The organism is Clostridium sp. ZBS15, from assembly GCF_023845705.1.
GTDB lineage: Bacteria > Bacillota > Clostridia > Clostridiales > Clostridiaceae > Clostridium > Clostridium aquiflavi.
In genome coordinates this window covers 1-14,764 of sequence record NZ_JAMQHY010000025.1, presented here as the reverse complement: position 1 = coordinate 14,764, position 14,764 = coordinate 1, and the positions used below count along the sequence as shown (strand labels likewise).

13 protein-coding genes and 1 other annotated feature are annotated in these 14,764 nt (G+C 32.8%); all 13 genes read right to left on the bottom strand.

The window, feature by feature from the left end:
- The coding region (locus NG904_RS08385) for a GTP-binding protein (protein WP_252231067.1) at positions 1-89 on the bottom strand (89 nt) is incomplete at its 3' end.
- Between the two features lie 67 nt (positions 90-156).
- Positions 157-2,223, bottom strand: a complete 2,067-nt coding sequence (fusA, locus tag NG904_RS08380) for an elongation factor G (protein WP_252231065.1) — start codon at positions 2,221-2,223, stop codon at positions 157-159.
- Between the two features lie 78 nt (positions 2,224-2,301).
- Entirely contained in the window at positions 2,302-2,772 is a 471-nt protein-coding gene (gene rpsG, locus NG904_RS08375) for a 30S ribosomal protein S7 (RefSeq protein ID WP_003372509.1), read from the bottom strand.
- Between the two features lie 145 nt (positions 2,773-2,917).
- Positions 2,918-3,295: a 30S ribosomal protein S12 gene (gene rpsL / locus NG904_RS08370; protein ID WP_003369958.1), complete on the bottom strand. Its 378-nt coding sequence runs from the start codon at positions 3,293-3,295 to the stop codon at positions 2,918-2,920.
- Positions 3,296-3,594: 299 nt separating this feature from the next.
- The gene (rpoC, locus tag NG904_RS08365) at positions 3,595-7,128 is read right to left on the bottom strand and encodes a DNA-directed RNA polymerase subunit beta' (RefSeq protein WP_252231063.1); all 3,534 of its coding nucleotides are present in this window, start codon (positions 7,126-7,128) and stop codon (positions 3,595-3,597) included.
- A 21-nt stretch (positions 7,129-7,149) separates the two neighbouring features.
- Positions 7,150-10,854: a DNA-directed RNA polymerase subunit beta gene (gene rpoB / locus NG904_RS08360; protein WP_252231061.1), complete on the bottom strand. Its 3,705-nt coding sequence runs from the start codon at positions 10,852-10,854 to the stop codon at positions 7,150-7,152.
- Between the two features lie 364 nt (positions 10,855-11,218).
- Positions 11,219-11,581: a 50S ribosomal protein L7/L12 gene (gene rplL, locus NG904_RS08355; RefSeq protein WP_003374668.1), complete on the bottom strand. Its 363-nt coding sequence runs from the start codon at positions 11,579-11,581 to the stop codon at positions 11,219-11,221.
- A gap of 57 nt (positions 11,582-11,638) precedes the next feature.
- The gene (rplJ, locus tag NG904_RS08350) at positions 11,639-12,142 is read right to left on the bottom strand and encodes a 50S ribosomal protein L10 (RefSeq protein WP_252231059.1); all 504 of its coding nucleotides are present in this window, start codon (positions 12,140-12,142) and stop codon (positions 11,639-11,641) included.
- 35 nt (positions 12,143-12,177) lie between these two features.
- Positions 12,178-12,307: a sequence feature (ribosomal protein L10 leader region), on the bottom strand.
- A gap of 45 nt (positions 12,308-12,352) precedes the next feature.
- On the bottom strand, positions 12,353-13,042 hold the full coding sequence (gene rplA / locus NG904_RS08345) for a 50S ribosomal protein L1 (protein WP_252231057.1): 690 nt from the start codon (positions 13,040-13,042) through the stop codon (positions 12,353-12,355).
- Positions 13,043-13,096: 54 nt separating this feature from the next.
- The gene (rplK, locus tag NG904_RS08340) at positions 13,097-13,522 is read right to left on the bottom strand and encodes a 50S ribosomal protein L11 (protein WP_003371022.1); all 426 of its coding nucleotides are present in this window, start codon (positions 13,520-13,522) and stop codon (positions 13,097-13,099) included.
- 78 nt (positions 13,523-13,600) lie between these two features.
- A complete protein-coding gene (nusG, locus tag NG904_RS08335; RefSeq protein WP_252231055.1) occupies positions 13,601-14,122 on the bottom strand; it encodes a transcription termination/antitermination protein NusG in 522 nt (173 codons plus the stop codon).
- 38 nt (positions 14,123-14,160) lie between these two features.
- Entirely contained in the window at positions 14,161-14,391 is a 231-nt protein-coding gene (gene secE, locus NG904_RS08330) for a preprotein translocase subunit SecE (RefSeq protein WP_252214979.1), read from the bottom strand.
- A 49-nt stretch (positions 14,392-14,440) separates the two neighbouring features.
- Complete coding sequence (rpmG, locus tag NG904_RS08325; RefSeq protein WP_012449883.1) at positions 14,441-14,590, bottom strand: 50S ribosomal protein L33; 150 nt, start codon at positions 14,588-14,590, stop codon at positions 14,441-14,443.
- Positions 14,591-14,764: the final 174 nt, after the last annotated feature.

Sequence of the window (14,764 nt, the reverse complement as noted above, 5' to 3'; positions counted from 1 at the left end):
GCTGTTAATGTTGTCTTACCGTGGTCTACGTGACCGATTGTTCCAATATTTACGTGTGGTTTACTTCTCTCAAATTTTTCTTTTGACATTGTAAAATTCCTCCCTTATTATGAAATGATTTAAAATCTTATATTAGATTTCAAAATATAATCTATATTATTTAGATTTGTTTCCAGCAACTTGTTCTTGAATACTCTTTGGAACTTCTTCGTAGTGATCGAATACCATTGAGTAAACCCCTCTACCTTGAGTTCTTGATCTTAAAGATGTAGCATATCCGAACATTTCTGATAATGGTACGAACGCTCTAATAACTTGAGCACCATTAACAGCTTCCATTCCTTCCATTCTACCTCTTCTTGAATTAACGTCTCCAATAACATCTCCCATGTATTCTTCAGGAACTGTTATTTCAACTTTCATCATTGGTTCAAGAAGTACTGGATCTGCTTTAGACATAGCATTTTTAAATGCCATAGATCCTGCAATCTTAAATGCCATTTCTGATGAGTCAACTTCATGGTATGAACCGTGTACTAATCTAACTTTAAAGTTAATAACATTGTATCCAGCAATTATACCATTTAAAGATGCTTCTTGAATACCATTGTCAACAGCTGGAATATATTCTCTAGGAATAGCTCCTCCAACAATTGCATTTTCAAATACGTATTCTCCTTCAGTTGGTTCCATTTCAATTACAGCATGACCGTATTGACCTTTACCACCTGATTGTTTAGCATATTTAGCTTCTGCTTTAACAGCTTTTCTAATTGTTTCTTTATAAGCAACTTGTGGAGCTCCAACGTTACATTCAACTTTAAATTCTCTCTTAAGTCTATCAACGATGATATCTAAGTGTAATTCACCCATACCAGCGATAATTGTTTGACCTGTTTCTTCATTAGTCCAAGTCTTGAAAGTTGGATCTTCTTCAGCTAATTTAGCTAAAGCCATTCCCATTTTTTCTTGAGCTGCCTTAGTTTTTGGTTCGATAGCTACAGAAATAACTGGTTCTGGGAATTCCATTGATTCAAGGATTATAGGTTCTTTTTCTGAACATAAAGTGTCACCAGTACTTGTGTTCTTTAGTCCGATTACTGCTCCTAATTCCCCTGCTTCTAATGATTCAACTTCTTGTCTTGAGTTAGAGTGCATCTTAACAAGTCTACCAATTCTTTCTTTCTTACCCTTAGTTGAGTTAAGAACGTATGAACCACTTTCCATTATACCAGAATAAATTCTTGTATATGCTAACTTTCCTACGAATGGATCTGTAGCGATTTTGAATGCTAGCGCTGATAATGGTTCTCCATCAGAAGCACTTCTTTCAGCCTCTTCTCCCTCTAAGTTAGTACCTTTTACAGCTGGAATATCTAATGGTGATGGTAAGTAATCAACAACACCATCTATCATTTGTTGAACACCTTTATTCTTATATGAAGAACCACATATACAAGGGTAAATTTCATTAGCTATAGTAGCTTTTCTTAAGCCAGCTTTTAATTCTTCCTCAGTGATTTCTTCTCCATCTAAGTATTTCATCATTAATTCTTCATCAGCTTCAGCAATTGCTTCGATCATTGCTGCTCTATATTCTTCAGCTTTTTCAGCATATTCAGCTGGTATAGCTTCTTCTCTCATATCTTTTCCAAGATCATCGTGGAATATGATAGCAACGTTTCTTATAAGATCAATCATACCTTGGAAGTTTTCTTCGTTCCCTATTGGAATTTGTATTGGAACTGCATTTCCTTTTAATCTATCTCTTACAGTACTTATACATCTAAAGAAATCTGCACCTGTTGCATCCATCTTATTAACATAAATCATTCTTGGAACACCATATTTATCCGCCTGTCTCCAAACAGTTTCAGTTTGAGGTTCAACCCCACTCTTTGCGTCTAAAACTGTAACAGCACCATCAAGTACTCTTAACGATCTTTCAACTTCTACTGTGAAGTCTACGTGTCCAGGAGTATCAATTATATTAAGTTCATGTTCTTTCCACGCACATGTTGTAGCTGCAGAAGTAATTGTTATACCTCTTTCTTGTTCTTGAACCATCCAGTCCATTGTAGAAGCTCCATCATGAGTTTCACCTATTTTGTGATTTATTCCTGTATAAAATAATATACGCTCAGTTGTTGTTGTTTTACCCGCATCAATATGAGCCATTATACCGAAATTACGAAATTTATCTAAAGGATATTTTCTAGCCATTAATTGTCCTCCTCTCAAATAGTAAGTTTAAATTTGACAAAACTGTCTTGGCGTAAGCCAAAACAGTTTATATATATATTAGTATCTGTAATGAGCAAATGCTTTATTAGCTTCTGCCATTTTATGAGTATCTTCTCTCTTTTTAACAGCTGCTCCAGTATTATTAGATGCATCTAATAATTCTCCTGCAACTCTTTCGCACATTAACTTTTCGCCTCTTTTTCTAGCGGCTATTAACATCCATCTTATTCCTAAAGTCTGTCTTCTTTCTGTTCTAACTTCCATAGGAACTTGGTATGTTGCACCACCTATTCTTCTGGCTTTAACTTCTAGTAATGGCATTACATTGTTCATAGCTTCTTCAAAAACTTCTAAAGCTTCCTTACCACTTCTTTGAGCGATTAATTCAAATGCTTCGTAACAGATTTTTTGAGCTACACCTTTTTTACCATCTTCCATTATGCTGTTTATGAATTTTGTAACAACTTTTGAATTGTATACTGGATCTGGTAATACATCTCTTTTTGCTATATGTCCTTTTCTTGGCACTTTTCTTCCCTCCTTAACAATTTAAATTTAAGTTCATCGGTACTCGGTATTTTTTTATACCGTAAAGTGTTCTCCTCATACATCTATATAAACTAAAATTACAAATCTATGTAAATGCGAAGATTAGCACTAAACTAAGTTAACCTTATTTTTGCTTAGGTTTCTTAGCACCGTATTTTGATCTTCCTTGCATTCTGTTAGCTACGCCTGCGCAGTCTAACGCACCTCTTACAATATGGTATCTTACACCAGGAAGGTCCTTAACTCTACCACCTCTTATAAGAACAACACTATGTTCTTGTAAGTTATGGCCTACACCACCAATGTATGCAGTTACTTCAAATCCGTTTGTAAGTCTTACTCTTGCAATTTTTCTTAACGCTGAGTTAGGCTTCTTTGGAGTTGTAGTTTTTACTACAGTACATACTCCTCTTTTTTGAGGGCATTCTTTAAGTGCTGGTGCAGTTGATTTTACTGCTGTTGACTTTCTGCCTTTTCTTACTAATTGGCTAATAGTTGGCATTTTTTCACCTCCCGAAATTTATTTATCTATATTAAATTAAGATAAACACTAAATTATATAAATGTAATTAGCTTTAATTAAAGCTAATCATTTACTTAATAATTAATATATCACTATAACATTCATTATAGCTTATACTTAAATACAAGTTTTACATAAATATACATTTTGATAAAAACTCATGAAGACAAACTAAATTTGCCTTCATGATGTATTATTCACAAATATGTTTGTGTGGCTTTTAACAGCCACACAAACTGTATTTTATCATTTTAATATACGCATGTCAATAAAATTAATTATTCAACTATTTCTATCTCATTTTCTTCTATTTTTTCATTTTTTGTGTTTAAATTTAACCCTCTGTATCTCATCATACCTGTTCCAGCTGGTATCAATTTACCTATGATTACATTTTCCTTTAATCCTATTAATGGATCAACTTTTCCTTTTATAGCTGCTTCTGTAAGAACTCTAGTAGTTTCTTGGAATGAAGCTGCTGATAAGAAACTATCTGTAGCTAATGCTGCTTTAGTAATACCTAGTAAAGATTGTTCGCCTTTAGCCTCTTCTCCACCAAATTCTCTAACTTTAGCATTTGCTTCTTGGAAATCAAAAATATCTATCATTGTTCCAGGTAATAACTCAGTATCACCAGATTCAAGAACTTTTACTTTTCTAGTCATTTGTTTTACAACTACTTCAAGGTGCTTATCATTAATATCAACCCCTTGTAGTCTATATACTTTTTGAACTTCTGAAAGTAAATATCTTCTAGCTCCATCTACACCTTTAATGTTCATAATATCATGAGGATTTACTGATCCTTCTGTTATCTCATCTCCAGCTTCAATATAATCTCCATCAGATACTTTTAATCTTGATCCAAATGGGATATCATAGCTACGTTCTTCTCCATCTGCATCCATAACAAATACAGCTCTCTTTTTCTTAGTTTCTTCAATTCTTACATTACCATTTATTTCACTTACTATAGCAAGCCCCTTTGGTTTTCTAGCTTCAAATAATTCTTCAACTCTAGGTAAACCTTGAGTAATATCTGATCCTGCAACTCCACCTGTATGGAATGTTCTCATTGTAAGCTGTGTTCCTGGTTCTCCAATTGATTGAGCTGCTATTATACCAACAGCTTCTCCTATATCAATCTTCTTAGCTGTAGCCATATTCATTCCATAACACTTGGCACATACACCAACTTTACAATCACACGTGAATGCAGATCTTATCTTAACTTTTTTGATTCCAGCATAAACAACTTTATCAGCTATTACTGGATTCATATATTCATTTTTAGCTACTATTACGTCTCCACTATTAGGATCAACTATATCTTCTGCAGTATATCTACCAATTAATCTTTCTTTTAATTCTTCGATTACTTCAGAACCTTCTTTTATTTCAGATACGTATATTCCGTCATCTGTTCCACAGTCTTCTTCCCTTACAATTACATCTTGACAAACATCAACAAGTCTTCTTGTTAAATAACCTGAATCCGCTGTTTTTAACGCTGTATCAGCATTACCTTTTCTAGCTCCATGAGTAGATATAAAGTATTCTAATACATCAAGACCTTCTCTAAATGATGCTCTGATTGGTAATTCAAGGATTTTTCCTGATGGACTTGCCATAAGTCCTCTCATACCAGCTAATTGCTTGATTTGAGATTTAGATCCTCTGGCTCCTGAATCTGCCATCATGTAGATTGGATTAAATTTATCCAAACTATCCATTAATGCATCGGCAACTTCTTCTGTTGTCTTAGTCCATTTTTCTATAACTCTTTCATATCTTTCATCTTCAGATATAAATCCTCTTTTATACATTTTTTCGATTTTATCTATTGTTTCATCTGCTTCATGTAGTAAATCGTATTTAACTGGAGGTACTATCATATCTGATGCTGCAACTGTTACCGCACCAATTGATGAATAATGATATCCTAATGCTTTAATATTATCAAGCATTATTGATGTTTTCGTAGGACCATGTAGCATATAACTTTGATCTATTACTTTTCCTAATGATTTCTTAGTTACTAGGAAATCTATTTCTAAATCAAATTTTTCTTTTTCATTTTCTCTATTAACAAATCCTAAATCTTGAGGAATTGATTCATTAAATATAAGTTTTCCTACTGTAGTTTTTATTATTCCTGATTTTACTACTCCATCTATTTCTTTGTATACTCTAACATTGATTTGCGCATGAATATCTATATATTTAGATTCATAAGCCATAACAGCCTCATCTTTATTAGAGAAAGTCATGCCTTCTCCCTTAGCGCCAGTTCTATCCATGGTTAAGTAGTAAGAACCAAGAACCATATCTTGTGTTGGTACACAAACTGGTTTACCATCAGATGGTTTTAAAATATTTCCTGCTGCTAACATTAAGAATCTTGCTTCTGCTTGAGCTTCTACTGATAGCGGTACATGGACAGCCATTTGGTCTCCATCAAAGTCAGCATTATACGCTGTACATGCTAATGGATGTAATTTAATTGCTCTTCCTTCTACTAATACAGGTTGGAACGCTTGAATTCCTAATCTATGTAGTGTAGGAGCACGATTAAGTAATACTGGATGATCAGTAATAACTTCTTCTAACACATCCCATACTTGTGGTAAAACTCTTTCTACCATCCTCTTAGCACTCTTTATATTATGTGCAATTCCATCTTGAACTAATTTCTTCATAACAAATGGTTTAAATAACTCTAAAGCCATTTCTTTTGGAAGTCCACATTGATACATTTTTAATTCTGGTCCAACAACGATAACTGATCTACCAGAATAGTCAACTCTCTTACCAAGTAAGTTTTGTCTAAATCTACCTTGTTTACCCTTTAACATATCTGAAAGAGATTTTAAAGGTCTATTTCCTGGACCCGTTACCGGTCTACCTCTTCTACCATTATCAATAAGAGCATCTACTGCTTCTTGAAGCATTCTTTTTTCATTTCTTACAATGATATCTGGTGCTCCTAAATCTAATAATTTCTTTAATCTATTGTTTCTGTTAATAACTCTTCTATATAAATCATTTAAATCAGATGTTGCAAATCTTCCTCCATCTAATTGAACCATAGGTCTTAAATCTGGTGGAATTACAGGAATTACATTTATAATCATCCATTTAGGATCATTTCCTGACTTAGCAAAAGATTCTACAACTTCTAATCTTCTTATAATTCTTACTCTTTTTTGACCTGTGCTTTGCTTTAAGTCTTCTTTAAGTTCTTTAGCACCAGCTACTAAGTCTATTTCTCCAAGTAATTCTTGAATTGCTTCAGCACCCATTCCGGCAACAAAGCTATCATCACCATATTTATCTATTGCTTCTCTATATTCTTTTTCATTAAGCAATTGTTTCTTTAATAATGGTGTTTCTTTTGGATCTATTACTATATAAGATGCAAAATATAAAACTTTTTCTAAAGCTCTTGGTGACATATCCATTAATAATCCCATTCTTGATGGAATTCCCTTAAAGTACCAAATGTGAGAAACTGGAGCAGCCAGTTCAATGTGCCCCATTCTTTCTCTTCTTACTTTAGCCTTTGTAACTTCAACTCCACATCTGTCACAAACGATACCTTTATATCTTACTCTCTTATATTTTCCACAATGACATTCCCAGTCTTTCATAGGTCCAAATATTCTTTCACAGAAAAGACCATCTTTTTCTGGCTTTAATGTTCTGTAATTAATAGTTTCAGGTTTTTTTACTTCTCCTCTTGACCACTCTCTTATTTGTTCTGGAGATGCTAAACCAATTTGTATGGCATCAAAATTATTTAACTCAAACAAGGGTAAATCCTCCCTTCAAAATTAATGTTCATCATTAAAATCATCTAATTCTAGATCAGTTTCAAGTGTTTCTATTTCAAAATTTTCATCATATTCAATTTCATCAAGATCTTCTCTATATCCGTCTTCAACTTCTTCAGTGTTGCTCTCTACTACTGGAGTGCTTTCTTCTGAACCTTCTATATTAACTTCTAAATCTGCCATTTCTTCATCAGCATATTCTTTTAAGCTAACTTCTTGATGATTTTCATTTAAAACTTTAACATCTAAGCATAATGCTTGAAGTTCTTTTATAAGTACTTTAAATGACTCTGGCACTCCTGGTTCAGGTATATTTTCACCCTTAACAATAGCTTCATATGTTTTTACTCTACCTACAACATCATCTGATTTAACAGTTAATATTTCTTGTAATGTATGAGCTGCTCCATAGGCTTCAAGAGCCCAAACTTCCATTTCTCCAAATCTTTGACCACCGAATTGAGCTTTACCCCCTAGTGGTTGTTGTGTAACTAAAGAATATGGACCTGTTGATCTAGCATGAATCTTATCATCAACTAGATGGGCAAGTTTTAAGATATACATTATACCTACTGTTACTAGGTTATCAAATGGTTCCCCTGTTCTACCATCATATAGTACAGTTTTTCCATTTGCATTATATCCTGCTTTTACTAAGCATTCTTCAATTTCACTTTCAGTAGCTCCATCAAATACAGGTGTTGCTATATGCCAACCTAATTTGCTAGCAGCCCAACCTAAATGCACTTCAAGTACTTGACCGATGTTCATACGTGAAGGTACGCCTAGCGGATTTAAGCATATTTGTAATGGTCTACCGTCTGGTAAGAATGGCATATCTTCTTCAGGTAATATTCTTGAAATAACCCCTTTATTACCATGACGTCCAGCCATCTTATCTCCTACTGATATTTTTCTCTTTTGAACTATATAGCATCTTACAAGTTCATTTACTCCTGGATTTAATTCATCTCCATTTTCTCTTGTAAATACTTTAATATCAACGATTATTCCAGCTTCTCCATGAGGAACTCTTAAAGAAGTATCTCTAACTTCTCTTGCTTTTTCTCCAAATATTGCTCTTAATAATCTTTCTTCTGCTGTAAGTTCAGTTTCTCCCTTAGGTGTAACTTTACCAACTAAGATATCTCCTGATCTTACTTCAGCACCGATTCTGATAATACCTCTATCATCTATATCTTTAAGTGCATCTTCGCTTACATTAGGTATATCTCTAGTTATTTCTTCTGGTCCTAGTTTAGTGTCTCTTGCTTCACATTCATATTCTTCAATATGCATAGATGTGAATACATCTTCTCTTACTAGTTCTTCTGAAATAAGCATAGCATCTTCGTAATTATAACCTTCCCAAGTTATAAATCCCATTCTTATGTTCTTACCTAATGCTATTTCTCCTAAATCAGTTGAAGGACCATCTGCAAGAACTTGGTTCTTAAATACTATTTCACCTTTAGTTACTATAGGTCTTTGATTTATACAACTACTTTGGTTACTTCTCTTAAACTTAAGTAATCTATAGTTATCAGTTCCTCCATCTGAGTCTCTCTTCACTCTAATTTCATTAGCAGATACAAATGTAACAATACCGGCATTTTTAGCCTTTGGAAGAACTCCAGAATCTACCGCTGCTTTAAATTCTATTCCAGTACCAACGATTGGTGCTTGAGGTTTTAATAATGGAACCGCTTGACGTTGCATGTTAGATCCCATAAGTGCTCTTGATGCGTCATCATTTTCAAGGAAAGGTATCATAGCTGTTGCCACTGATACAATTTGTCTTGCAGATACGTCCATTAAGTCAACATCTGTTGCTGGAACTACTAATACATCTTCTAAGTATCTAACAGTTACTTTTTTGTCTACAAAATAACCATTTTCATCTAATGGCTCTTTTGCTTGAGCAATTAAGCATTGATCTTCTTCGTCAGCTGTAAAATATCTTATTTCATCAGTTGCTCTAGCATTTTCTTTATCTATAATTCTATATGGTGTTTCTATAAATCCATATTCATTAACTCTAGCAAAAGTAGCTAATGAGTTTATAAGTCCTATATTTGGACCTTCTGGTGTTTCTATTGGACACATTCTACCATAATGAGAATGATGAACGTCTCTAACTTCGAAACCAGCTCTTTCTCTTGAAAGACCTCCTGGTCCTAAAGCTGATAATCTTCTCTTATGTGTTAATTCTGATAATGGATTTGTTTGATCCATGAATTGAGATAATTGTGAACTACCAAAGAATTCTTTAATAGCTGCTGCTACTGGTCTTATATTAATTAACATTTGAGGAGTTATTGATTCTTGGTCCTGAATAGTCATTCTTTCTTTAACTACTCTTTCCATTCTAGATAAACCAATTCTAAATTGATTTTGTAATAATTCTCCTACTGATCTTAATCTTCTATTTCCCAAATGATCTATATCGTCAACATAACCTATTCCATAAGGCAATCCTAGTTCATAACTAATAGTTGCAAATATATCATCTTTTATGATATGTTTTGGAATAAGTCTACTTAAATTTTTCTTAATTTCTTCTTTTATAGTTGCTTCATCAGAATAATTATCTAATATTTCTCTTAAAGTTGGATAATGTACCAATTCCTTTATTTGTAAATCACTTACGTCAAAAGGTACTTGTTTCGTTATATCTACAAAATTATTGCTAATAACTCTAACAAGTTTATCATCAACTAATATGTCTACTGATTTTATTCCTGCATTTTGAATGTCTTCTGATAATAATCTACTGATTTTTTGGCCTTTTTCAACCATAATTTCTCCAGTAGATGGATTAATTACATCCATTGCTGCTATTTGATTAGCAATTCTTAAATTTAATGCAAGCTTTTTATTGAACTTATATCTTCCAACTCTAGATAAATCATATCTTTTAGCATCAAAAAATAATGAGTCTATTAATGATATTGCACTATCTACCGTTGGTGGCTCACCTGGTCTTAATCTTTTATATATTTCAAGTAATCCTTCTTCTCTAGTCTTAGTATTATCTTTTTCAATACTTGCTCTGAATCTTTCATCTTCACCAAAGAAGTCTAATAATTCTTGATCGCTTCCAAATCCCATAGCTCTTGCTAAAATTGTTATTGGAAGTTTTCTTGTTTTATCAATTCTTACATAAATAATATCATTAGAGTCTGTTTCATACTCTAACCAAGCACCTCTGTTTGGAATTACTGTAGCTGAATATAATTTCTTACCAGTTTTATCAATTGAATAATTGTAATATACCCCTGGTGATCTAACTAATTGGCTTACAATAACTCTTTCTGCACCATTAATTATAAAAGTACCTTGTTCAGTCATTAATGGGAAGTCTCCCATAAACACTTCTTGTTCTTTAATTTCACCAGTTTCATTGTTTTGTAATCTTACTGAAACTTTTAACGGTGCTGCATAAGTTGCATCTCTTTCTTTACACTCTTCAACAGAATACTTAATATTATCCATATCAAGCTTATAATCTACAAATTCTAGCACTAAATTTCCTGTAAAATTTGTAATAGGATTGATATCGCCAAAAACTTCGTGCAGTCCTTCTCTTAAAAACCACTGATATGAATCTAATTGCACTTCAATTAGATTTGGCATTTCTGTAACGTCTTTGACTTTACCAAAACTCATTCTCGTTCTTTTTCCAACTTGGACAGGATGTACCATCAACTTTCACCCCTTGTATAAAGTAAAATAACCAAAAAACATACTTCCTCTAAGGACTTATGCTTTCGGATAGCGTCTTCTTTCAGTATAACCATTTTTGATCAGATTATACTTATTTTTCCCACATATATACACTTACCCACTATCATGGTTAAGTACATTATATGATACTATCATATAAAAATTTCATTGTCAATATATTAATGACGTAATTTTTTTAGGAAAAATTTAGATATATTAACACTTCAATAGCTATAAAGCTATATAAAATATTTACTATATAAATCAACATTTTATATAGCTTTATAAAATGAGTTTAAAAAAGGTGCTATATAAGCACCTTTTTTATATATAAGAAATTAAATTATTTAACTTCTACTTCTGCTCCAACTTCAGCTAATTTAGCTTTCATGTCTTCTGCTTCTTCTTTAGATACAGCTTCTTTTAATGTCTTAGGAGCTCCATCAACTATTTCTTTAGCTTCTTTTAATCCTAATCCAGTGATTTCTCTAACTGCTTTTATAACTTTGATTTTGTTTGCACCAGCACTAGCTAGTATTACATCAAATTCAGTTTTTTCTTCTGCAGCACCACCTGCTACAGCTCCTGCTACAGCAACCGGAGCAGCTGCGCTTACTCCAAATTCTTCTTCGCAAGCTTTTACTAATTCATTTAATTCTAAAACGCTCATTTCTTTTATAGCTTGAATGATATCTTCTCTTGTCATTTTAAATAGCACCTCCGAAATTTTTTCATAAAATTTATAATTGTTTTTTATTCAGCATTATTCAGCTGATTCTGATTCCTTACTATCTTTAATTGCACTTAATAAGTATGCAAAGTTTGATAGTGGAGACTTGATACTTCCAAGAAGTTTTGCAATAAGAACTTCTTTTGAAGGAATTGTAGCAAGTTGTTTGATTTTATCTGCATCGTAGATTTCTCCTTCTACAACACCAGCTTTTAATTCTAACTTCTTATGATCTTTTGCAAAATCATTTAGGACTCTAGCTCCTACAGTAACATCTTCATATCCAAATGCAATAGCTACTGGTCCTTCTAAGTATTCAACAGCACCGTCTAAACCTAATTCTTTAGCTGCTATACTTACTAAAGTATTTTTATATACTTTGTATTCTACGCCAGCTTCTCTTAAATTTTTTCTAAGAGCTGTATCTTCTTCAACTGTTAAGCCTTGATACTTAGCGAACACAACTGCTTTTGCTTTTTCTAACTTTTCTTTAATTTCAGCAACTTTTGCTTCTTTAAGTTGTCTGTTCTTGTTCATGCTATGATCCACCTCCTCACAGTTTTAAACTGCTTAATTCTATTAAAAAAGATCTTCCCATAGACAGAGAAGATCTATAATAAACTTACTTATTATATACCTCGGTAGGTAGTTTAAACTTTATGCTCTCGCACCTACTGTCTATGGAAAATATATTTTTAACTTTCACAACGAATTAAAATATATCACATTTAATTCATTATGTCAATATTAATCTAAAGCTTTTGTTGGATTAATTTTTGCTCCTGGTCCCATTGTGCTAGAAACAGTAATTGATTTTAAATATTGTCCCTTAGCAGCTGCTGGTTTAGCTTTAACTAAAGCTTCCATTAATGTTGTAAAGTTTTCTTTTAACTTTTCAGTTCCAAAAGATTTCTTTCCAATTGGGCAATGAACTATAGAAGTTTTATCAACTCTATATTCTACTTTACCAGCTTTAATTTCAGCAATTGCTTTAGCAACGTCAAATGTTACTGTACCTGATTTTGGATTAGGCATTAATCCCTTAGGTCCTAATACTCTACCAATTCTACCAACTACACCCATCATATCTGGAGTTGCAACAACTACATCATAATCAAACCAGTTTTCTGATTGGATCTTTTGAACTAAATCTTCAGCTCCAACGAAATCTGCTCCAGCTTCTTGAGCTTCAGTAGCCTTATCTCCCTTAGCAAAAACAAGAACTCTAACTGTTTTACCAGTTCCATTAGGTAATACAACTGCTCCTCTAACTTGTTGATCTGCATGTCTTGGATCTACTCCAAGTCTTACATGTAGTTCAATTGTTTCATCAAAGTTTGCTTTTGCAGTTTTTACAGTTAAATCTAATGCTTCAGTTGAGCTGTATAAAGCACTTTTATCTATTAACTTTGAACTTTCAATATATTTCTTTCCCATTATAAGCCTCCTCTGTGGTATTAGCGGTTTTTACCTCCCACTTATTTTTACGAATTACTCTTGAATTGTTACTCCCATACTTCTTGCTGTACCTTCGATCATTTTCATAGCTGTTTCGATGCTAGCAGCATTTAAGTCTGGCATTTTAGTTTCAGCAATCTTTTTAACTTGTTCTTTAGTTAAACTTCCTACTTTTGTTCTGTTAGGTACTCCTGATCCACTTTCTAATCCTAATTCTTTCTTGATTAGAACAGCAGCTGGAGGAGTCTTTAATATGAAACTAAAAGATCTATCTTGGTAAACAGTTATAACTACTGGTATTATTAACCCAGCTTGATTTGCTGTTTTTGCGTTAAACTCCTTACAGAATCCCATTATGTTTACACCATGTTGACCTAAAGCTGGACCAACAGGTGGTGCTGGTGTTGCCTTACCTGCTTGAAGTTGAAGTTTAATCATTCCAGTTACTTTTTTAGCCATTTTCGTTATTCCTCCTACACTGTGGTATATACGGACTTTTTTGTCCTCCCACTTATTTAAAATTAGCTTATATTTAAATTAAACTAATTTTTCAACTTGATTAAAGTCTAGTTCAGCAAGTGTTTCCCTGCCAAACATATCTACTAAAGCCTTTATCTTTTTCTTTTCTAAAACTATCTCTTGTATTTTTGCTACTGAATCCATTAAAGGTCCTGAGATAATTCTTATACTTTCCCCTACTTCCAAGTCAATATCAACAGGCATTTCTAAAACTCCCATTGTTTCCACTTCTTCGTCAGAAAGAGGAACAGGCTTTGATCCTGGTCCTACAAATCCTGTGACTCCTCTTGTGTTTCTTACAACATACCAAGATTCATCAGTCATCAGCATTTTTATCAATACATAACCAGGAAATTTCTTTTTTAATGAGACTTTTTGTTTGCCATCTTTTTCTTCAATCACTTCTTCCATAGGCACTTGCATGTCATAAATTAGTGATTCAAGACTTCTGTTTTCAATTGCTTTTTCTAGGTTTGCTTTAACCTTATTTTCGTATCCTGAGTATGTATGCACTACATACCATCTTGCTATATCACTCATACTTGTATAGGTGAATAAAAGATCACCCAAACCTCCCTTTACTTAAAATTAAAAATCATTTCAAAGAGGTTCTTGAAAATAAAATCTAATCCACCAACTAATATTATATATATTATGGCGAATACACCTACTGCAACAAATGCTTTTTTTGTCTCATCCTTTGAAGGCCAAGTTATTATTTTAAGTTCGGCCTTAACCTCTCTAAAAAAACTAAGTAAGCCGCCATTTTTAGGAGCATCTTTAGTTTTTGCAATATCTTTTACTGACATAACTTCACTTCCTTAAACGTAATTAAGTATATGTCACACTTTATTACTTCTATTTTGTTTCTCTATGAAGTGTGTGCTTTTTGCAAAATCTGCAATATTTGTTCATTTCTAATCTATCTGGGTTGTTCTTTTTGTTTTTCATAGAATCGTAATTTCTTTGTTTACACTCTGTGCATGCTAAAGTTATTTTAGTTCTCATAACTGCACCTCCAATTTTTATATATAATAGTTCAAAAGATTAAATCTCTTATTTAAGCGTTACTTTTTACACAATATCATACAATATGTAAAATGTCAACTTCCTTTGAAAGGACCAGGTTCAGCACCCAGTCCATTTTATTCCTTTTTAATATATTATTAAAATTAAGCGTTA